Annotated in this window: 18 protein-coding genes; 3 read left to right on the forward strand and 15 right to left on the reverse strand. The window is 38.9% G+C overall.

Annotation, left to right across the window (positions count from 1 at the left end):
- Nucleotides 1–11 precede the first annotated feature (11 nt).
- From M1F14_RS19910 to M1F14_RS19920, 3 genes are read right to left on the reverse strand one after another with little or no spacing between them, the layout of a single operon-like run.
- Complete coding sequence (locus M1F14_RS19910; RefSeq protein ID WP_042846865.1) at nucleotides 12–1,196, reverse strand: cyanate transporter; 1,185 nt, start codon at nucleotides 1,194–1,196, stop codon at nucleotides 12–14.
- Nucleotides 1,196–1,660: a nucleoside deaminase gene (locus M1F14_RS19915; RefSeq protein WP_048608315.1), complete on the reverse strand. Its 465-nt coding sequence runs from the start codon at nucleotides 1,658–1,660 to the stop codon at nucleotides 1,196–1,198. Before M1F14_RS19915 ends, M1F14_RS19910 begins: the two co-directional genes overlap by 1 nt.
- Nucleotides 1,660–2,346: an ankyrin repeat domain-containing protein gene (locus M1F14_RS19920; RefSeq protein WP_131680455.1), complete on the reverse strand. Its 687-nt coding sequence runs from the start codon at nucleotides 2,344–2,346 to the stop codon at nucleotides 1,660–1,662. Before M1F14_RS19920 ends, M1F14_RS19915 begins: the two co-directional genes overlap by 1 nt.
- Nucleotides 2,347–2,429: 83 nt before the next feature.
- On the opposite strand from M1F14_RS19920, the gene M1F14_RS19925 reads away from it, so the two are divergent.
- The gene (locus M1F14_RS19925) at nucleotides 2,430–3,284 is read left to right on the forward strand and encodes a LysR family transcriptional regulator (protein WP_048608316.1); all 855 of its coding nucleotides are present in this window, start codon (nucleotides 2,430–2,432) and stop codon (nucleotides 3,282–3,284) included.
- Nucleotides 3,285–3,286: 2 nt separating this feature from the next.
- Nucleotides 3,287–3,655: a DUF4440 domain-containing protein gene (locus M1F14_RS19930; protein WP_048608317.1), complete on the forward strand. Its 369-nt coding sequence runs from the start codon at nucleotides 3,287–3,289 to the stop codon at nucleotides 3,653–3,655.
- Between the two features lie 51 nt (nucleotides 3,656–3,706).
- On the opposite strand, the gene M1F14_RS19935 is transcribed toward M1F14_RS19930, so the two are convergent.
- Together M1F14_RS19935 and M1F14_RS19940 are read right to left on the reverse strand one after the other, a co-directional pair.
- Nucleotides 3,707–4,672, reverse strand: coding sequence for an agmatinase (locus tag M1F14_RS19935; protein ID WP_048608319.1), 966 nt, complete (start codon nucleotides 4,670–4,672; stop codon nucleotides 3,707–3,709).
- A gap of 38 nt (nucleotides 4,673–4,710) precedes the next feature.
- Entirely contained in the window at nucleotides 4,711–5,931 is a 1,221-nt protein-coding gene (locus tag M1F14_RS19940; protein ID WP_048608321.1) for a sodium/glutamate symporter, read from the reverse strand.
- A gap of 281 nt (nucleotides 5,932–6,212) precedes the next feature.
- Here M1F14_RS19940 and M1F14_RS19945 point away from each other — a divergent pair, with 281 nt between their 5' ends.
- Nucleotides 6,213–7,088 carry a LysR family transcriptional regulator gene (locus tag M1F14_RS19945; RefSeq protein WP_042846876.1) on the forward strand — a complete coding sequence of 292 codons (876 nt, stop codon included), beginning with the start codon at nucleotides 6,213–6,215 and terminating at the stop codon, nucleotides 7,086–7,088.
- Nucleotides 7,089–7,152: 64 nt separating this feature from the next.
- On the opposite strand, the gene fbaA is transcribed toward M1F14_RS19945, so the two are convergent.
- The 10 genes from fbaA to M1F14_RS19995 all read right to left on the reverse strand — a co-directional run bounded on the left by fbaA (nucleotide 7,153) and on the right by M1F14_RS19995 (nucleotide 20,365).
- Complete coding sequence (gene fbaA / locus M1F14_RS19950) at nucleotides 7,153–8,229, reverse strand: class II fructose-bisphosphate aldolase (protein WP_042846877.1); 1,077 nt, start codon at nucleotides 8,227–8,229, stop codon at nucleotides 7,153–7,155.
- A gap of 60 nt (nucleotides 8,230–8,289) precedes the next feature.
- Nucleotides 8,290–9,453 carry a phosphoglycerate kinase gene (pgk, locus tag M1F14_RS19955; protein WP_048608323.1) on the reverse strand — a complete coding sequence of 388 codons (1,164 nt, stop codon included), beginning with the start codon at nucleotides 9,451–9,453 and terminating at the stop codon, nucleotides 8,290–8,292.
- 96 nt (nucleotides 9,454–9,549) lie between these two features.
- Nucleotides 9,550–10,578, reverse strand: a complete 1,029-nt coding sequence (epd, locus tag M1F14_RS19960) for an erythrose-4-phosphate dehydrogenase (RefSeq protein ID WP_042846879.1) — start codon at nucleotides 10,576–10,578, stop codon at nucleotides 9,550–9,552.
- A gap of 491 nt (nucleotides 10,579–11,069) precedes the next feature.
- Nucleotides 11,070–13,064, reverse strand: coding sequence for a transketolase (gene tkt, locus M1F14_RS19965; RefSeq protein WP_042846880.1), 1,995 nt, complete (start codon nucleotides 13,062–13,064; stop codon nucleotides 11,070–11,072).
- 603 nt (nucleotides 13,065–13,667) lie between these two features.
- Nucleotides 13,668–14,357, reverse strand: coding sequence for a hypothetical protein (locus tag M1F14_RS19970; protein ID WP_042847024.1), 690 nt, complete (start codon nucleotides 14,355–14,357; stop codon nucleotides 13,668–13,670).
- Nucleotides 14,358–14,391: 34 nt separating this feature from the next.
- Nucleotides 14,392–16,008: a fimbrial protein gene (locus M1F14_RS19975; protein WP_232370519.1), complete on the reverse strand. Its 1,617-nt coding sequence runs from the start codon at nucleotides 16,006–16,008 to the stop codon at nucleotides 14,392–14,394.
- A 7-nt stretch (nucleotides 16,009–16,015) separates the two neighbouring features.
- The gene (locus M1F14_RS19980; protein ID WP_181469106.1) at nucleotides 16,016–18,514 is read right to left on the reverse strand and encodes a TcfC E-set like domain-containing protein; all 2,499 of its coding nucleotides are present in this window, start codon (nucleotides 18,512–18,514) and stop codon (nucleotides 16,016–16,018) included.
- 18 nt (nucleotides 18,515–18,532) lie between these two features.
- The gene (locus M1F14_RS19985) at nucleotides 18,533–19,216 is read right to left on the reverse strand and encodes a hypothetical protein (RefSeq protein WP_048608337.1); all 684 of its coding nucleotides are present in this window, start codon (nucleotides 19,214–19,216) and stop codon (nucleotides 18,533–18,535) included.
- A gap of 91 nt (nucleotides 19,217–19,307) precedes the next feature.
- The gene (locus M1F14_RS19990; RefSeq protein WP_042846883.1) at nucleotides 19,308–19,913 is read right to left on the reverse strand and encodes a common pilus major fimbrillin subunit EcpA; all 606 of its coding nucleotides are present in this window, start codon (nucleotides 19,911–19,913) and stop codon (nucleotides 19,308–19,310) included.
- A 131-nt stretch (nucleotides 19,914–20,044) separates the two neighbouring features.
- Nucleotides 20,045–20,365 carry a helix-turn-helix transcriptional regulator gene (locus tag M1F14_RS19995; RefSeq protein ID WP_042846884.1) on the reverse strand — a complete coding sequence of 107 codons (321 nt, stop codon included), beginning with the start codon at nucleotides 20,363–20,365 and terminating at the stop codon, nucleotides 20,045–20,047.
- Between the last annotated feature and the right edge of the window lie 725 nt (nucleotides 20,366–21,090).

Below are 21,090 nucleotides of genomic sequence, written 5' to 3' on the forward strand. Positions count from 1 at the left end.
AAAAGTCCTTTTTATGGTTTCAATGCAAAAATCTTACTGTAGTTTTTAGGGTTTAAACGTAAATAAAGCAACAATGTCACTAATACAAATGCAATATGCATTGCCCACACCCATGTAAAATTATGGCTGACTTGGTGTAACCAAGCTGCACATAGCGGGCCAAATGCGGCAATAATAAAGCCCCCCGCTTGCATTAAAGACGTAAGAGCCCCAGCACTAACAGGGTGCGATATATGGTCTAATGCAGTGATAATACTCAGTGCAAAACACCCACCAAGCCCTAGGCCGAGCAAAGCAACCCATAACAACGGGAAAGCATTCGCGAATAACATTAACCCTAAAAATCCAATTGCTTGGCTACTAAGCGTTACCATTAGCCAAAATCGCCGATCAATATTATGTGAAGCCAGTACAGGGATCATCAATGCAGATAACGCTTGAAACACCGTTAATATGGCAACAAAAGAACCGCTTTGTGCAGCACTGATCCCTTGTTGTTGGAAAAATGGCGCCAACCAAGTCACCACAGTGCCATAGCCTGCGTTGATAAGCCCAAACCCAGCCATTAACAACCAAGCTCTGGGTTTACGTAAAAAGCGCCATAAAGAAACCTGCTCGGCTTTTGGCGTACGAGCCGTACGAATGTTCAGAAAAACAGCAACCAAAGCCAACAGCGCAGGGAATGCAAGCCAAGCTAAAGCCGTTTGCCAATGCCCCGTTGCATTTTCTAATAGTGGCGTTAATTGCGCCCCGATCGCACCACCAGCCATTAAGGTTGCAGAATACAGCCCTGTCATCATCGCCATTTTTTGTGGGAAGTTAGCTTTGATAAGCCCCGGAAATACCGACTGAATGTACGCCGCCCCTACACCACATAAAAAGGCCGTGAACAGTAAAGAGGTGCCATCCTCTACAAAATAGCGCCCTAATGAGCCAACGAGCAGCAATAACATCGCTGCACTAATCCCTAACCGTTCTCCTAACTGTTGATTTAAGATAGGTACAATTAATGCGCCAATGCCCATCAACAACATAGGTAATAAAGTGAGCAAAGAAATACTTTGATAGCTCATCCCTGTCGTTTGCATAATACTATCAATAACGGGCCCTGGGCCGGTCATGAATGGCCGTAAATTGACCCCCACTAACACAATAGTGAGTATCAAGGCAAAAGAGGATGAGGCTGTTTTACCCATTATTTCTGTTGTTCCGACCATAACTGATACAGTGAAGAACAAGCGTCATTATCAGGTTTCAACTGTTCAAAACGCAAACCGGATTGGTGTTCAGGTTCAACCCGCAAAGCCTTGGCAATCCCTTCTGTTGAAAGCCCAAAGGGCTCTGCATCTTGGTTTGAATAAGCGTACACAACCCGGCTAACCCCTGCCATTCGCATAGCGGCAAGGCACATAGGACAAGGTTGCCCACTGGCATAGACCACACAATCTTCCAGTTTAACGCGGTTCAATGTTTTCCCTGCTTGTCGCAAAGCCATCAATTCGGCGTGTGCTGTTGGGTCACTTAATTCAAGCATTTGGTTCACACCAGTCGCCACCACTTGCCCGTCACACACCACGACAGCACCAAATGGGCGACCACCAGCCCGTACATTTTCTGCCGCTAAAGTGATAGCTTGCTGTAAAAATTGCCTATCTGACATTATTTAGCTCCTGATTTTTCAAGAATTTCAATAAGGTTACGATACCCTTTACTTTTTGCCAGCGTCAACGGCGATGCACCCGTACTATCCGCTAAATTGACATCCGCGCCACCGTTAATCAATAGTGTCACAATCTGCGCGTACTTATCACTACCATCACCCAAAATAATAGCTTCAATTAGAGCAGTCCATCCTAGGCGATTAACATGGTTAACATCCACACCAGCGTCAATCAACGTCTTAACTGTCTGCACATGCCCCCGCTCTGCCGCTGGGATCAGCGCCGTACCACCATAACGGTTGGTACTCGTTAAATCAGCCCCATTTTGTAAGGTTAATAACAAAATCTCCTGCAAGCCGCGGGCACCTGCATATAAATAAGGGGAATCTTGCATTGCATCCCGTGCATTCACATTTGCACCTTGTTCAATCAGGTAACGAGCAACTGCAATTTGGTTTTTATGTGTTGCTGCCATCAATGGTGTACGCTGACGCAGATCTCGCTGTTCAATATCAGCCCCCTGTTCGACCAAAGATTGCAACTGATGAAGGTCGCCTTGCTCCGCAAGTGCGACAAGTGGACTCTGTTGTGGATTTGCCATCCCTTTCACCATAAATATCAAAGAAATAGCCAAAATACCCAGTAAAGAAACCAACCACTTAATAGATAAAAAAGTTATTTTCATGATTTATCTCCTATAAGCCCTTTAATCTACTCAAAAAATATGCTATTTAAAAATTAAATAACTTAATGATAGGTATTAAAAAAATGAATCCACTACTCAACTTTGTATTATTAAAAACCTTTGTAACGGTTGCTGAAACAGGGAATTTTACTGTTGCTTCACAGCACCTAAATTCGACGCAGTCAACATTAAGTCAACAAATACAACGTTTAGAGGCACTTGTGGAGCACCCTTTATTTATACGTGGGCATCGAATACTCACACTCACAGAAACAGGGGAGATCCTACTTAGCTACGCTAAAAATATTTTAGCCCTAAATGATACTTTCTTTATGAAAATAACAGGTAATGCCGTCATCCAAACTATTCGGCTAGGTTTCCCTGAAGATTTAGCATCAGGGCAAGTCACTCCCACTTTAGCTGCTTTTATGCAGGCAAACCCGAATGTGCGCTTAGAAGTCACTAGTGGATTAAGCCGCCAATTACACCAACGTTACCAACATGGTGAACTGGATTTGATCATTGTTAAGCAAAAAAAAGGCGAGTTTAAAAGCGACTATCACTGGCCAGAGCCTTTATGTTGGTTAACCAGCAGCCAAGCAAAACGGTTAAATATTGACTCCGTGCCACTGGTGGTTTTCCCTGAAAATGGCCTATACCGCAATGATATGTTTAAACTATTGGATAGTGAACAACGCCCTTGGCACATTACCTATACCTGTTCCAGCCTTGCTGGTATCCAGAGCGCTATTGCTGATGGGTTAGGCGTTAGTTTATTACCTCTACGTGCGAAACTCCCGCAACATCGGGTTTTAACAGAAGAAGAAGGTTTTCCTGTTGCTCAAGAAATGGAAATCGCCATGCATTTTCACACTAATACCTCCGATATAATTAATCAATTAGCCGAAAAACTGGCTCAACAATTAGGGGAGCGCTAGCTATGGATGCATTATTTAATAAATTAATTGATGTAGAAAAAAAGCTACATCTTTCAACTAACCGGCAGAATATTAATTTCCTTCGTGAGGTGCTACATGAGGATTTTTTTGAATTTGGACGCTCAGGGGGGACGACGAATAAGACCAATACTTTATCCGTACTTGTTGATGAACAGCCTAAAACAATTTATTCAGAAGATTATCATTGCACGTTATTGAGTGATAATACGCTGCTAATGACCTATACCAGTTTTGAGCGACAACAAAATATTAAAATAAAGTTAACCCATCGCTCATCTATTTGGCTGAAAAACTCAAAAAACCAATGGCAATTAAGGTTTCATCAAGGGACGCCGACGGGCGGTCAATAAAGTGGGAAAATATCTCCCACTTTATGATGAGTACGATATTAGTTCGTTGAGTTATTTCTTATCAAAATACCCTGCTCGAATCGATGCGCCAATTAAATTCACGACAAAACGCCCCGCGGTCACCCCTGTTAATTTCGAGGGTATATCCTTAGCTGGGGTGATTTCGACGATATCCATCCCCACAACTCGGCCTTTTTTCACTAAGCCGTGAATTAAGCTACGCGCTTGTAAGTAAGTCACCCCGCCCGGTGCAGGGCCATCAACCCCCGGCATAATGCTTGGGTCGATACCATCAGCATCAATACTGATATAGTAATTTGAGTTATCTGGAATACGGTCTAAAATTGCCTGCATCCCCACTTCATGCAATTCGTAGGCAGGAATAACATGGGCTCCATGGTCTTTGGCAGCTTGGTAATCTGCGGGACGACCACTTCCTTGAGCACGCAAACCAATTTGGAATATTTCACCAATATGTTTCATTTCAGATGCGCGACGAATAGGGCTCGACAGGCCAGTATCTACCCCATTAACTTCTTCGCGCCAATCTAAATGAGCATCAATATGAACCAAAGTAACAGGGCCTACCTCGTCAAAACCTTGCAAAATAGGCGTGGTAATTCCATGGTCTCCACCTAAAACAATCGGTAGTGCATTTGCTCTTAATAATTGCCGAATAGCTTGTGCTGCTCGTTGGTGATGCTCTCCCAATGGTTTTGATAAGTCAGGGATGACATCACCGCAGTCGACAAATTTGATGTCTTCCCGCCCTTGTAATAATGGTCCGTCAATATCAAAATCATAATGATCTGGGTGTCTCACAATCCTATCACTCATATCACGTAGATATTGTGGAGCCCTCGACTGATCATTGGTAAAAGCATGGGCACTGTAAGCTGAGCTAAATGGCATCCCTAGTATGGCAATATCCGCTTCAATATTGGTCAAGTCAGTCACAAGCTCTGAATATAAAAATGTTTTATGACCAACATGAGGAGGTGTCGTTAATTTTTTCATATAACATAATCCTTATTAAATTTATTTTTATTTCTTAATTAGCTGCCAAATGTATTGGCTAAAAAGACAAATAATGGAACTCCGACAATATCTGTTAATACCGTTCCGGCAATAGGGATAATGATGAAGGCTTTTCGCGAAAACAGCCCATATTTATTACAAATTGCATCCATTACGACTAACCCATTTGGTGTCGCACCTAACCCATGACCAATAAACCCTGCAGACATGACAGCAGCATCATAATTTCGCCCTAATGCACGATAAACAATAAATATAGCAACGAGCACTGTTGCAATAACCTGAGTGATTAATATTATGGTTAATGGCAATGCTAATTCGTAAAGTTCCCAAAGCTTTAATTTCATCATCGCCATAACTAAAAACATTTCTAACGATATTGTTGAAATTAATACCACTGTACTACGCGATATTTTGATAATTGGTTTTCTTTCATTAAATGAATGGAAAATAACACCAACAAATAAACTAAAAATATGTCCTGGAATAGTAAACCCTGTAGCTTCACTGATCCATTTAGCTGTTGGCATACCAATAGCAAGTATTGATAAAATAACGGCCCCTGTGACGATACACTGCTGAGGCGTGACCTTATCTTCCTTACTTTCCTTTTCAGTTAAGTCATCCAAATCAATATGATCGGTTTCAATTTTTAAGTTATTTCTTTTTATCAACCAGTTTCCTACTGGCCCACCTAATATTGAGCCGGCGATCAGCCCAAATGTTGAAGCGGCGAGTCCGACATTCAGTGCTTGGTCGTAACCAAAAGATTCGATAAGAGGAGCCAAAGAAGCCGCCATACCGTGGCCACCTTGCATGGAGGCTTGACCCGCCATCATCGCAATTAATGGTTCGATATCTAAAACATAAGATAAGCCAAGGCTAACACCATTTTGGGCGAACGCTAGCCCCCAACAAATAACCATATACAATAATAATATCTTACCGCCACTAACAAGTAATTTAACCCCCGTCATCAAACCTATAGTGACGAAAAACACATACATAGATAAATCATATAATGTATTATCAAAACTTAGTTCTACAATATTAAATTGGTATGCTAACCACATAATGACGGAAAATATAAACCCGCCAATAACAGGGCTAGGAATCGAATACTTCATAAAAAATGGAAACTTTTTTATAATTACATTGCTCGCAATTAATAATAAGGCCCCTAATGCTGTAAATGTAATCATATCCAGTTTTATTGTTAACATTTCATCTGTGACCATAAATTAGAATCCTTTTGTATTTATATATATTTGGATTAATTATTATTTTGTGGCGCCACTTTGGTAATAATTTATTAACAACTACAACTTTAAGATATACATATCTGCTAAGAATAAAAGTGATATTTTTGATCCTATGGTTTCATAAAATGAAACCTTTTCTGAAATAAAAAATAATTTTAAAAATTAAAATAAAAACATATCAATTATGTTATTTGTGTCTCAATAGAAAGTAAGTTAAATTAACAATTAGTGATTGATTTCACGTAATAGGTATAAATATGCATAATAAAAAATTAACTGAAAAAGATTTAAAATCATTGCGGGTTTTTATTTCCGTTGCTGAGGCGGGGGGCTTTTCTATCGCAGAGAAAAAACTCAGTATGTCTAAAGCCTCAATAAGCCGTCATATCCGTGAAATTGAAGATAAATTGGGAGTACAGCTCTGTGAAAGGGGCCCTGCAGGCTTTAAACTCACAGAATCGGGTTTGTTAGTGATTGAAAAAGCTAACATGGCCTTGACAGCTTTGGATAATATTAAGACAGAAGTAGATGAGTTACATGGAATTTTATCTGGGACACTTGTGATTGGTGTTATTGAACATATCTTGATTGACCCACTTTGCCACCTTTCATCCACCATTTCTCAATTCACCCAAGCGGCTCCCAACGTTAAATTAGAGCTGATTATACTCAACCATAACCAATTAAACCGAGCACTTAGTGATAGAACTATTCATATTGGTATTAGGGGGCAATATCATGAAAATAGCCGTTTTAATTACCAATTTTTATTTATTGAAAAACATAAGCTGTATATTTCGGCTAAAAGCGCTCCAAATAAGCACAATCTAGCATTAGTCTACCGCCCTCACCCATTCACAGAAAGTATTCTAGCTTCAGGTGAATTTAATAAAGGCCCTGAAGCTGCGGGGCTTGAAGCTGTCGCAACCTTTATTGCATCAGGTCACTATGTCGGAATATTGCCTGAAAATTACGCATCTCAAATTAATTTTCGCCATTCCCTTATAGAAGTGGAACACTCTCCCGTTTTTCATAACCGAATTTGTGCTATCACTGAAGCCAGCAAACCCCTCACACAAAGTGAGTCATTATTTTTAAAATTACTCTCACATTCAGGTGAACAACTTGATTAAACAAATAAAAAACCCCCAATAAGTCACCTTACCGGGGGTTTATTAAAAATTAAATCAGTATCAATTATAGAACATCAATACAGTTTAATTCTTTAAATGCCTGCTCTAAACGAACAACCATTGAATCTTGTGCTTTACGCAGCCATACACGTGGGTCATAGTATTTTTTGTTAGGTTTATCAGCACCCTCAGGGTTACCTAACTGACCTTGTAAATAGCCTTCGTTCTTTTTGTAGTACTGTAAGATACCATCCCAAGTAGCCCATTGGGTATCAGTATCGATGTTCATTTTGATCACACCGTAGCCTACAGCTTCTTTGATTTCTTCAGCGCTTGAACCTGAACCGCCATGGAATACGAAATCTAAACTGTTGTGTGGCAGGTTATATTTCTCAGAAACATAGTCTTGTGAATTACGCAGAATTTTTGGCGTTAACTGTACGTTACCTGGTTTATAAACACCATGGACGTTACCAAATGAAGCCGCAATAGTGAAACGAGGGCTAATTGCGCTCAGTTTCTCATAGGCGTATGCAACATCTTCTGGTTGAGTATACAGTTCTGAGCTATCCATACCAGTGTTATCAACACCGTCTTCTTCACCGCCAGTACAGCCTAATTCGATTTCCAGAGTCATATCGATTTTAGCCATACGCGCTAAGTATTTAGAACAGATTTCAATGTTTTCTTCTAAAGATTCTTCTGATAAGTCAATCATATGGGAAGAAAACAGTGGTTTACCTGTTTTCGCATAGTGTTTTTCACCTGCATCCAGTAAACCATCAATCCATGGCAGTAATTTACGTGCACAGTGGTCAGTATGCAGAATAACTGGAACACCGTAATGTTCTGCCATTTGATGTACGTGATAAGCACCTGAGATTGCACCTAAAATTGCTGCTTGTTGCCCTTCTGCTTTCAGGCCTTTACCTGCGATAAATGCAGCACCACCATTTGAAAACTGAACGATAACTGGTGCACGTACTTTTGCTGCTGCTTCAAGTACCGCATTAATTGAATCAGTACCAACACAGTTCACTGCTGGCAATGCAAAGTTATTTTCTTTGGCAACTGCGAAAACTTTCTGTACATCATCACCCGTGATAACACCCGGTTTAACAAAATCAAAAATTTTAGACATGTGAAAAGGTCCTGTGGTGAACAGGCAGCCTACGCTGCCTGTTGTGTATGAAAAAATTAATTACGATTTAGCTCGTTCTTCTAGCATCACAACGGCAGGGAGTTTCTTACCTTCAACGAACTCAAGGAAAGCACCACCGCCCGTAGAGATATATGAAATTTTGTCAGCGATACCGAATAAATCGATAGCTGCTAAGGTGTCACCACCTCCTGCGATAGAGAATGCGTCGCTATCTGCGATTGCTCTCGCCACAATTTCAGTTCCTTTGCGGAAATTAGGGAACTCAAACACGCCAACAGGGCCATTCCATAAAATGGTTTTTGCATTTTTGAGGATTTCGGCCAAACGCTCTGCTGACTTATCACCTAAATCCAGAATTTGCTCGTCATCTTTAATTTCAGTGCTTGATTTTAATGTTGCTTCTGCGGTTTCTGAAAACTCGGTTGCAACACGGACATCAGTCGGCACTGGAATTTGGCAGTTAGCCAGTAGTTTTTTCGCCTCTGGGATTAAATCATCTTCATACAAAGAGCGACCAACATTGTTCCCTTCAGCTGCGATGAAGGTATTTGCAATCCCCCCACCTACAATCAGTTGGTCAGCAATTTTAGACAGAGAATCTAATACTGTCAGTTTAGTGGATACTTTAGAGCCACCCACAATCGCCACCATTGGACGTGCAGGGTTATCCAACGCTTTACCCAGCGCTTCCAGTTCATTGCTTAACAGTGGACCCGCACAAGCAACTGGAGAGAATTTTGCAACGCCATGAGTTGACGCTTGCGCACGGTGAGCCGTACCAAATGCATCCATGACATATACATCACATAGTGCTGCATATTGTTTTGATAGCGTTTCATCGTCTTTTTTCTCGCCTTTATTAAAGCGAACGTTTTCCAGAACAACTAATTCGCCATCTGCGATTTCGACGCCGTTTAAGTAGTCTTTAACTAAACGAACAGGGTAATCAATTTTGTCGGCCAGATAGTCAACAACAGGTTGCAGTGAAAACTCTTCGTTGTACTCGCCTTCGGTCGGGCGGCCAAGGTGAGAAGTGACCATGACTTTAGCGCCTTGTTTAAGAGCAGCTTCAATGGTTGGTAATGAAGCACGAATACGTGCATCAGAAGTAACTTTGCCATCTTTTACAGGGACGTTTAAGTCAGAACGGATGAAAACACGTTTACCCGCTAAGTCTAAATCGGTCATCTTAATTACAGACATGGTGAATCCTCTTGTTGATTCTCTATAAAGTTGCTATTAACTACTGCGCGGAAGCTATCTAGGATAGTGTCCGTTGTCTGTCAGTAGCCAATTAGTTTAAACCTGTTCGCCGAAACCGACGGCTGCCATCGCTAGTGTAGTATCTAGCATCCGGTTAGCAAACCCCCATTCGTTATCACACCAAACCAGGGTTTTAATTAAATGTTTTCCGCTAACTCGCGTTTGCGTACCATCAATGATAGCACTGTGCGGGTCATGATTAAAATCCATCGACACGAGCGGTAATTCTGTGTAGTCCACTATACCACGAAAATGCCCTTGTGCAGCGCTTCGCAATAGTTGGTTCACTTTTTCGACGCAAACATCGTCATGTACGGTAACACTCAAATCAATCGCTGTCACATTGGTCGTGGGTACACGGACGGAAATCGCTTCAAAGTGATCTTTAAATTTAGGGAAAATACGGGTAATCCCCGCAGCTAATTTGGTGTCAACTGGAATAATCGACTGGCTTGCCGCACGTGTTCTGCGTAAATCTTTATGATAAGCATCGATAACGGGTTGGTCATTCATGGAGGCGTGGATAGTGGTCACAGTGCCCGATTCAATGCCAAAGCTGTCATCCAGTAATTTGATAATCGGGATAATGCAATTTGTCGTACAAGACGCGTTAGAAACAATGTTATCGCTTGCCGTTAAGCTTTCATGATTAACCCCATACACGATCGTGGCATCAAGGTCATCCGTACCGGGGTGTGAAAATAATACTTTTTTTGCCCCTGCGGTTAAATGTTGCAAGCCATCATCCCGCGAGCCATAAACCCCACTACAATCAAGAACGATATCAATGCCTAATTCTTTCCAAGGTAGCTCACCAATATCGGCTTGGTGAAATAAGCGAATGTTGTCATCACCAACCTGTAAAAGTTCACCGCTAAGCCTTACATCCCACGCAAACCGCCCATGACTAGAGTCATACTTTAGCAAGTGCGCAACCCCTTCCGGTTCAGCGAGTTCATTAATTGCGATAACTTGAACTTCGGCTCGGCGGCTAGTTTCATATAACGCCCGTAATACACTGCGACCGATTCGGCCAAAGCCATTAATTGCTACCCTGATAGCCATTGCGTACCTTGTATATAAGCAAAATCATACGGTTGCTAAAGACTGCTGACGCATGTGAGTTTATTTTCAACTTACCCCGTAAACAGACTTTAGTCATGATATTTAAACCTGTGATTTGAAGTCATTAGCTGCTAACTATTTAGTATAAAACATAAGCACTTACTACATTCAAACCTGAAGTGAGTCACTAAAATAACCAGAGAACTTCAGCAGGCCATAAGGATAACTGACTCACATTAACTCTACTGCTCATTTTAACAGTCAAACATCAAAAATGTGCTACAACCGACATTTTTTGAAAAAATTTTCATTCTACGCTACTCAACTGAAACGCTTCAGCTTATCTAGAGTTAGATTAAGGGATATATTTACAGAACGCAATAGAAAAGCAGATATTCATGCACAAAAAAACAACGCCCAACTCATCGTCAGGCGTTGTTAAGTCACATAACCGGAATTAGCCGTAAACCCCTGCTAATTCCTTAACATTTTTATTTCAATAAAGACTTAGCCGCTTCAACCGCTTTTTCTACGGTAATGCCAAACTCTTTGAATAGCTCTTCAGCCGGTGCAGACTCACCAAAAGAATGCATACCGATGATGGCGCCATTTAAGCCTGTATATTTGAACCAGTAATCGGCAATACCAGCTTCAATAGCAACACGTGCGCTAACATTTGCAGGTAATACCGCTTCACGGTAAGCCGCATCTTGTTTATCGAATGCATCGGTAGAAGGCATGGATACAACACGAACTTTACGGCCTTCTGCTGACAGTTGTTCTGCCGCTTTAACCGCTAATTCCACTTCAGAACCTGTCGCAATAAAGATTAGCTCAGGAGTGCCCGCGCAATCTTTTAGGATGTAAGCACCTTTCTCGATATTCGCTAGTTGCTCAGCAGTACGTGGCTGTTGCTCTAAATTCTGACGAGAGAAAATCAGTGCGCTTGGGCCATCTTTACGCTCAATGGCATATTTCCATGCAACCGCAGATTCAACTTGGTCACAAGGACGCCATGTGCTGAGGTTTGGAGTAACGCGCAGGCTAGCTAACTGTTCAACTGGTTGGTGAGTTGGACCGTCTTCCCCCAGACCAATAGAATCATGTGTATAAACGAAGATGCTGCGAATTTTCATTAACGCGGCCATACGAACAGCATTACGTGCGTATTCAACAAACATCAGGAATGTTGCACCGTAAGGGATGAAACCACCATGTAATGCAATACCATTCATGATAGCTGACATACCAAATTCGCGTACACCGTAATGAATGTAGTTACCTGCAAGGTCAACATTCAATGCTTTCGAACCTGACCACATGGTCAAGTTACTTGGCGCTAAGTCCGCAGACCCACCCATAAATTCAGGTAATACTTTACCAAACGCTTCTAAAGCATTTTGTGATGCTTTACGGCTTGCAATGTTCGCTGGGTTTTGTTGTAGGTTTTCAACAAACTGTTTCGCTTCAACATCAAAGTTTGCTGGTAATTCACCGTTCATACGACGAGTAAACTCAGCCGCTAACTCAGGGAACTGAGCGGTATACGCTGCGAATTTTTTATCCCATGCGCTTTGTTTTTCTTTACCTGCAACACGCGCGTCCCAAGCTTCATAAATATCTTTAGGGATTTCGAATGGGCCGTAGTTCCAACCTAATGCTTCACGTGTTGCTGCAATTTCTGCATCACCCAAAGGTGCACCATGGACAGACTCAGAACCCGCTTTATTTGGCGAACCAAAACCAATAATGGTTTTGCACATAATCAGCGTTGGTTTGTCTGTTTGGTTTTTCGCTTCATTAACAGCCGCATTGATTTGCGCTGCATCGTGACCATCAATATCACGGATCACATGCCAGCCATAAGATTCGAAACGTGCTGCTGTATCATCAGTAAACCAACCTTCAACTTCACCATCAATCGAGATGCCGTTGTCGTCATAAAAAGCGATCAGTTTATTTAATTTGAGAGTACCCGCTAAAGAACAGGCTTCATGAGAGATACCTTCCATCATACAGCCATCACCCATGAAAACATAAGTATGGTGATCAACAATATCATGGCTAGGACGGTTGAATTGCGCTGCTAATGTGCGCTCTGCGATAGCAAAACCGACTGCATTTGCAATGCCTTGCCCTAAAGGACCTGTCGTAGTTTCAACACCTGGAGTATAACCATATTCAGGGTGACCCGGTGTTTTAGAATGTAATTGGCGGAAGTTTTTTAACTCTTCAATAGGTAAATCATAACCTGCAAGATGCAACAAGCTATAAATTAACATAGAGCCATGACCATTGGATAATACAAAGCGGTCACGGTTCGCCCAGTGTGGGTCTGCTGGGTTATGATTCATATGGTCACGCCACAGCACTTCAGCAATATCAGCCATGCCCATTGGCGCGCCAGGATGCCCTGATTTTGCTTTTTGAACCGCATCCATACTTAGAAAGCGGATAGCATTAGCAAGGGTTTTACGAGTCGTCATCAGTATACTCCAGGTAGGATAAAAACGTACTTAAACCAATTTTTACAACGCGATATAAATACTTCTACTTCTATTAACACCTACACACCAACCATTCAGTTTATCAATGCATAACAACTTTTTCAGTCTTTTAACTGATACCATTAGCCACAAGAGCTTACACATGACAACTTGAATATTATGAGCAGAGTGATTGAAAGTAACGTAATTCCATTCATACCGCAATATTTGCTATGTTCATGGCAGCAGATCGAAAAAAATTAAACTGCTGCAAAGCTGAATCCATTCCATTGCGCAAAATATCCCTTAGGGCTTACATTTTTGCGCAATTGACTAGTCTTATTAAACCTGAGTTCACGGTCTGGGATCAAGGTGATTTATCCATCTTAAGCATTTAGCTGCCACAATAGTGATAATAGGCAAAGTTTTAGGCAAAAAAAGTATGAAAAACTACCGACTGCTTCCGAGTGTAAACCTAAGCAAGGTTGGCTCCAAAAGGGGTTATATTTCAAATCATAAGAAAAAAGCCAGAGACTGGCTAATCTCTGGCTTATCATTGGCCCATACTGAAAAATAGCCCGCTTGATGAGTGGCTTTCTTACTCTACTTAGCCCCTTCGCAGTTACCAATTGAATAATATTTATTAAAAATAACGATATACTTACGGCTTTTCTTTTTCATACTACTATCACGAAACTCTTGCTGAGGTAGTAGATACAGCATTAATGGCACCTCATTTTCATCAACCTCACAGCTTTGATGAATCAATACACGAAAATAAGTATTTCCTGTATTTTTCAATACGCCGCTATCACTATTTATTTCATATTTAAAATCAATATTTTTAGGCCTTACCACAAAGTAAGTTTCCAAACTGACTGTTGGATAAAATAAAGATTGTCGGTTTTGCCTGTTATCACTTTGAACATCAAGGGCTGTTTCACTAATCACAATCTTATAATAACGTTCTTTATTATCTTCTTGACCACGATAAAAAATTTTAAAATATTCCTGTTCTCCTGGTAGTAGGACTTTTTTCAATGGAGTGAAAATAATTTCCCCATCCTTAATCGCGTTTCCTTGTTCTTTTTCGTTTGGTTTATCAATTTGATAAGCACTAAAAGTATATAAATTTACCTTTTTCGTATCATTAACATACGGTTTTGAAAAAAAACTATTATTAGGTTCTAATGAAGAAATATCCGAACTCAAATAAAGCGCATATGCCTTTCCAAAAAATAAAAGCAATAGTAACAACAAGCTACTGAATAATTGTTTTCTACGTACTTTCATTATTATATTAGCGGACAGGAGCATCGACTTAATATTACAAATGTACATCTGGTCCCGTCCAAGTCGCTTTTACAGCCACAGTTCCACTTGCCGATACCGTTCCTAGCCAATCAATACCATCTAACGTAAACAAAGAGTTTGAATCATTCATTGGGAACCGTAAATCTAAGTTGGTACGATAAAAAGAGCCTAAATCTTGATTGGGAATATCCCATGGAGTTTCCGTCCATAATGCATTATCCATAGAGACTTCCGTGCCATCGCAACTTGAACGATAAGACTCCTCAACTCCCGATGCGTTCTTAAACGAAAGGTAAGCTGGAAAAGGGACATGGAACTTATCATCATCCGAACTAAATAAGCAGTAAGCTTGCCCACTCACATTAACCGTAGGCCCCTCTACTCTAGCGGTAATTGAGTCGGCCTGCCTTGGACCACTTGTTGTTACAATATAATTAAACTCAATTGCAGGTTCATTGGCTCCAACTTTACCTGTTTTTGACGGATTTGGAATAAAATCAGAAGGAACAATACTGATACTATAGTCACGAGGCTTAATCACTAACTGATTTGAGGGGGTAAATTCATAATATCCCGATTGTGGCGCTGCAGCTGGGTTAGTAAATGAAAAAGTAAAGAAATCCTGGCTATTAGTAAAATCGACGTTGTTCGTAATTAACTGCTTAAAAAACGTATTAGAAAAAAAGATAGATACGGAATCATTCGAAGTTTTGAAATAAGTGTTTGCTGCGTAAGTAGAATTATAATTCCACCAAATATTTGACCCGTCATCAGGACCTATTTTTATTGATGCGCTCGCAGGCGTAAATGGAATTAACGTTGAGTTAACTTTTAAACTCAATAAGATATTTGCAAAAATATCCCCTGATGTCTCATGCTTAACAACTTGGCATATCAAGCCATTCACATTAGCAACAATGCCAATCCGGCAAAATTGAGCCCCTGGCCCCAAACTTGGATTACCATTGCTATCAATATAAACCTCTTGCATCGCACCTGTTGAGCTCAACTTTATATGCCCTGCCTTCGTCATCGTAAATTCATGAGAAGCAATAATATTTCCACCGACTCCTTGGCAAGTCTCACCCTTAGAAGGGTCATAATCAATATTTGTCATACAGGCACGATAACTATATGTCTCAACCGCACCAACAGGGAGTTTCTGAAAATATTGGTAAGTCGACTCACTAAATATACCTCGAGCATAAATGCCTTCACCTAAGGTGTCAGATTGCACTATCTTATATGCACCGTTTTTTCCAATATATTGAGCTGGCCAATAACCGCTATCACGATGACAGTAATTACGCATACAGCGGTTACCAATAAACGGGCTGTCGATGGGGGAGTTTTCAAACCAAATATCTACATTTTGGTTTGCTCTAATGGCAGTATTGGTATACCCCATATAACCTAAGCTCTCCTGTGATTTTGCTGAATAACGGGAAAACTTATTCGCCCCTGTAAATCGTGGGTCTAATGATCTGGGAGTAACGAAGTATTCATCATCTATCCCATTTTCAATAAAAACATAGGAATTACTAAGGGCTATCGCTATGACAGAGGAACTATAAAAGCCACTAAGCAATGCTAACACCGGAAGTAATGTATACATTATTTTATTTATCATAAAATTCTCATTGTCTTAATGCGACGGTTTTCTGTGGATCACAGGTTACATCACCTAACCATAACGCCCCTCTGGCTCCCTCTAAATTCAAATCAGCTTCACAAATTGTTTGCTCATCTTCTTGTAAAAGAGAAATAACGGGGTAACGAATATCGACATCCATCGAAAATTCGCCATTATGATCCGTTTTTGTTCGGCCAATATGATTGCGGATTGATGCATATTTTATAAACTCACCATCAGGGGATTTAAGGCGACCAAATACCGTGACTAATTGCCTGACCTCTGGTTTATAAAAAGCGATATTTCCAGGGTATAAAGTGACTGATTTATTTCGTCCAGAGACAATATCAAAACTATCTTTAGACTTAGCGTCATTCATTAATTGAATGTCATAATCAGAATAAGGTGATAATGGGATAAATGTGTTCGTACCACTAATTGGATAACTTTGCCCATTAACACGAGCTGTCATACTCCCCGCGCCATGTATATCCGAATGGATAATAACACCCGACTTCCCTTGTTGACCGCTCGGCATAACTGTTCCATTGCTATATGCAACAGCACCTCTTGAGGTAAAATTACCATTTATTCTATCGCTGTCAGGTCGGTTAATAGTCACCATGCCCGAGTTATATTTAGTTTCATAAGAGGCATAACCCATGGTTGAGAAATCAGACTCCCCATTATTTTTATCTCTAACCAACTTAGAAACTGAGCCGCCTATATTCGTAATTGCCGAATTTTCAAAATTTTTATTAGCATAAATATTTGCTTTCATGTTGCCATTACTTGATGAAAGCCCAGTGCTTAACCATGTTGATAAAGGTAATGAAAAATCAAGGCTAATAAATTTTTCATTCATACTTTTTTGGTCATCATAGTGGTAACGCTGTACGCCTGTTCTTAAACCAACCGTACCATAGCGGCCTGAAAATAGCGTATTTGCATACTCATAGTTGATAGAATCACCGCCAATACGTTTATCTGTTGTACGACTAATGGTAAATGACCCTGCTCGCTCAAAGACTTTATCAATATTTAATGTTGCACCGTAAGAGTAACTATTTGAGTCATAGATAGGTAATTCGCCTTTTACTACCGCTTTTTCTTTTGATGCCCAAATAGAACCGTAACCATCAGGAATACTTGACGATAGGGTAGCAATATTTCGATGACTACCATGATTCTCAAACATCCCCTGCCAAGACAATGAGATATACTGATTTAAAGAAAGGTTAATGCTACTTTCATTAATCAAAAAATCATCATAGCCGTAATTAGACATCTGAATGTTAACCCCAGATAAGACAGGGAAACTTTTTGCTGCAGAAACCCCGAATAAATAACTTTGCTTGAGCGGCTCACGTTGAGTGTACTTCCCTCTCACATAACGCTTCTTATCAAAATCAACATATCCCCCGTAAATCTCCCAGTTGAGTTTGTCAAAATTGACACCTCTTCCCCCAAAAGATTTATTAATAGTTTGATGTTGAGTTGTCACAATCTTGCCATCCACAACCGTTTCAATAGTAACGTCATAGATACCAAATGGTAGAATACTGGTGTCTACTTCAAAGCTTCCCATTGGGAAATTTTGAATGTTTAATAATTTTCCATCGCGATATATACGTACTTCACCAGGGCTATTCAAAAAGACGTAAATAGGGGTTAACGAATATTTAGAATTGACCACGACACTCGAAGCATTATTACCAACTGAAACTGCATAAATTTTGCTGCTATTTAACGTTGTTAAACTAGCGATAGACTGTAAGTTCCATGTACTCATTAACCCAAGAGCGAAGCGTAACCCATTAAAATCACGCTCATACATTGCTCGATAGAGCTCAGTATTAGAGTTTGACTTTCCAATACTGTACGCCGAAGCATTAATATTGATATGATGCTCTGCGATCGCAAATAGGGTATCTAAATTAAAATAACTACTAGATGAATTTTTACCTTTTTTTACCTGACTCTGAAAAACACCTAAGTCATAATTAACAACGGTAGAAAAAGCATCAACAGACGAATCTCCAAGAGAAAATTGGCGTATTTTTTCCTGAGGAGCAAATGCATCACTATCCACATCTAAAGATAAGTTAAATGAGGATACATCAAGTTGTAACCATGCATTTTTATCAACTTCAATATTATTTGACTCATTGAAGAATGACTCTTTCTTACTTTCTAATTTTTCAATTAATAATTGGTTTAATTTTGGTCCTTGACTAGCATCAACTAAATGAATGTTCGCAAGCTTAATCTTTCCTTGTTCTACAACTATAATAGCATCTGCTATCTTATCTTCACTTTGATTCTTCTCTATATCGCTATTTAGACGTAAAAATACTGGGACAGACATACCTTCTTCCAACGCAATAACAAAAGCAGGAGGAATAATATACCCTCCAACTTTAATACGCTTTATGTCCCTAGCATAAATAGCATTTGAAAAAATAAAGCTTATTATTGATAACGTAATAATACTTTTATGCATAATTAAGCCCTAACCCTGCTATTTGACAACAATGAAATTCCCTTTGTGCCAAATACCAATACTTGTTTTTTTATTATTTACATTGACTAATTGAAGTTTCACTGCCAAGTTTGGCATCAAGTAATAACGCTCTCGACATATACCTTCAATTCCAAAAGTTATTTTTTCTGTTAAGCAAGGGCCTGATGCAACAACACGGAAAGAAGTATTTCCTAAATTAGCAACTTGGTATTTTTCATATTGATATCGAAAGTTTTCCACCCTAGGAGCGACAACAAGTATCGTGCTTATCGTCGCTGATGTTGTTGCAGAGGCTGATTTTGAACTTTTCGTTATTCCGCTTTCACTTATTGGGTCATCTTTCCAATTTAATCGGTAGTAACGTTCTTGATCATCTTTAGGACCATTATAAATAATTTTAAATATGTCTCTTGCTTTGCCCGGAAGAATAATATTCGCTGGTGTTGACAATATCTCATTAGGGTCATTAACGGGAATAACTTTTCCATTCTCTAAAGGAGAATCTATTTTTTCAATGCTTAAATTTACCAACCTTGCTGCATCGACCGTATTTTCAATTTCCTTTGACAAGGTGTTTTCTTCAGAAGAAATAATTTCTGTTATATTCCCAACATTAACAGCCAAACTATTTTTCAGTGGAATAATTGATAATAAAATGAGCGCAAGAATTGTTTTTTTCATAATAAAACTCAAATAAAAGACGATAAAGATACTATTTCCTTATATTATCTTTATCGTAATAAAGGATTTGTTATTTAATTAGTGAAATAACTTATGGTGTAACAAAAGTTCCTTCCCAATTTGCAGTAAATTGAACTTTTACATCACCATCCCAAACGCCATCAGCAAGATCTTTAAATTCAGCTGCCGCACCTGCAGATTCTGCACTTGCAATAACGAACGTAAATTCGCCACGGTCTGTTGCGCGGTCAGAACCATTATAAACACCATCAGCAGCTAAATTATCTAAACCAGACGTTAAACCACCAGCAACATCAATTAAAGTTGTCTCCGTTGCCGTATCTAAGTCAGTTCCATTCCATTTAACACCCACTTTTAATGTGGAGTTATCAGTAGTTCTTGATAATGTATTAGCAATCACTTTTGAGGTTAATTTAAAATCTGTAGCACCTGACTGCCCTTGAATAGCAACATCAAATGCCCCATTTTGCTGATTAAAACTTTGTTGGCCTTCGGCATAATTAAATGTCAGGCTTTTTAACGGAGTAACAACTAACATACTTGTTGTATCTTTAATTGCGGTTGCTTGCCATGTTGCGGTCGCTTGTGCAGTGCGCGTATCCGCATTCGCAACAGTAGCAAAAGAAGCAGCAATAATCCCAGATAATAGTACAGACGATATTCTTTTATTAAACATTGTTATTCTCTCTAATTAAAATTAAATACATACCAAATAAAAATTACATAGTATAAAAAACACTTTTAGTTGTGTTTTTTATAAAATATAATCTTGACCACTAAAAATGTAATTAAAAAATATTTTTATTATTATTTTTTATTTAAAAAATTATCCATTAAGTAATTACTTAACAAGTAATTTTTTTTATTAGATTCTTCCTTAGCCATTTTTATATCAAAGTCATGTTCATTTTGAACAAACATTATTAGTTCAACCCAATTTTTATCGAGTATATTCAAAAGTTGACTTAGTTGATCTATGGTCAAAGATGTTTTTCCAGTTTCATAGCGTGAAATTTGTTGCTGGCTGACATGCATTAACTTTGCTAGTTGCTTTCCCGTTAGATTTTTTTCTTTTCTGGACTTTCGTAAAAAAACCCCCGCATAATAACTTAAGTTATTTACTTCCATAAGCATTTCCAAAATTTTCCCGATGACAAAATTCAAGTAAAATCATTCAATAAATGATAATCATTAATATATTTATATTTAATAGGATAAATTATTTGATAATAATTCTCTGACTATTAATTTATGCTTAATAATATAAATTGATTAAAAAACGTGTAAAAATGTTTAAACCTATCAATGTTAGAAAATCAATAGATTAACTCTATTTAGGTGTTTTTTATGAACCACATTTCAGTTTTATCACCAGATAAAACACGTAGTCAGAGTAGAAAAATGATAAGTAACTATGTGATAAGTAAATTATTTTTTGATGTGAAAATATTGTTTTTTATATTAGTAAAATAAGTTGCAAAAATTATTTTAATTAAAACATAATATATTTAATGGACATTTAAATTAATACTATTTTTCATTTTGTTACAATTTGGCATGTAATGTATAAATAAATTATTACAATAACACATAATATGAGTATTAAGGATTTATCTCTACGAAGAGATCATTATTTAGCGTTAAGATCGAGTACGATATATTTATTGATGTAAATCAAAAATGTATTCAATTAATTTTGCTCTTTTGAAGAATTAAAAAAATAAAATAATAACTAGAATAACAATCGTAACCGAAACAATTCATCAATGATATAAAAAGTACACACCCTCAATTCGTCAAATACAGCGTAAAAATCGACCTAGTTTAGCCCATTAAATTAATAACCAAATAAA

This window comes from Providencia sp. PROV003 (genome assembly GCF_045040775.1).
GTDB classification, from domain to species: domain Bacteria; phylum Pseudomonadota; class Gammaproteobacteria; order Enterobacterales; family Enterobacteriaceae; genus Providencia; species Providencia huashanensis.

Coding starts and splice junctions, on each gene's coding strand:
- M1F14_RS19930 (WP_048608317.1), top strand. CDS start 3,287: ATGGATGCATTATTTAATAAATTAATTGATGTAGAAAAAAAGCTACAT.
- M1F14_RS19980 (WP_181469106.1), bottom strand. CDS start 18,514: ATGCATAAAAGTATTATTACGTTATCAATAATAAGCTTTATTTTTTCA.
- M1F14_RS19970 (WP_042847024.1), bottom strand. CDS start 14,357: ATGAAAGTACGTAGAAAACAATTATTCAGTAGCTTGTTGTTACTATTG.
- M1F14_RS19925 (WP_048608316.1), top strand. CDS start 2,430: ATGAATCCACTACTCAACTTTGTATTATTAAAAACCTTTGTAACGGTT.
- M1F14_RS19945 (WP_042846876.1), top strand. CDS start 6,213: ATGCATAATAAAAAATTAACTGAAAAAGATTTAAAATCATTGCGGGTT.
- M1F14_RS19920 (WP_131680455.1), bottom strand. CDS start 2,346: ATGAAAATAACTTTTTTATCTATTAAGTGGTTGGTTTCTTTACTGGGT.
- M1F14_RS19975 (WP_232370519.1), bottom strand. CDS start 16,008: ATGATAAATAAAATAATGTATACATTACTTCCGGTGTTAGCATTGCTT.
- fbaA (WP_042846877.1), bottom strand. CDS start 8,229: ATGTCTAAAATTTTTGATTTTGTTAAACCGGGTGTTATCACGGGTGAT.
- M1F14_RS19995 (WP_042846884.1), bottom strand. CDS start 20,365: ATGGAAGTAAATAACTTAAGTTATTATGCGGGGGTTTTTTTACGAAAG.
- M1F14_RS19985 (WP_048608337.1), bottom strand. CDS start 19,216: ATGAAAAAAACAATTCTTGCGCTCATTTTATTATCAATTATTCCACTG.
- M1F14_RS19935 (WP_048608319.1), bottom strand. CDS start 4,672: ATGAAAAAATTAACGACACCTCCTCATGTTGGTCATAAAACATTTTTA.
- tkt (WP_042846880.1), bottom strand. CDS start 13,064: ATGACGACTCGTAAAACCCTTGCTAATGCTATCCGCTTTCTAAGTATG.
- M1F14_RS19910 (WP_042846865.1), bottom strand. CDS start 1,196: ATGGGTAAAACAGCCTCATCCTCTTTTGCCTTGATACTCACTATTGTG.
- epd (WP_042846879.1), bottom strand. CDS start 10,578: ATGGCTATCAGGGTAGCAATTAATGGCTTTGGCCGAATCGGTCGCAGT.
- pgk (WP_048608323.1), bottom strand. CDS start 9,453: ATGTCTGTAATTAAGATGACCGATTTAGACTTAGCGGGTAAACGTGTT.
- M1F14_RS19990 (WP_042846883.1), bottom strand. CDS start 19,913: ATGTTTAATAAAAGAATATCGTCTGTACTATTATCTGGGATTATTGCT.
- M1F14_RS19940 (WP_048608321.1), bottom strand. CDS start 5,931: ATGGTCACAGATGAAATGTTAACAATAAAACTGGATATGATTACATTT.
- M1F14_RS19915 (WP_048608315.1), bottom strand. CDS start 1,660: ATGTCAGATAGGCAATTTTTACAGCAAGCTATCACTTTAGCGGCAGAA.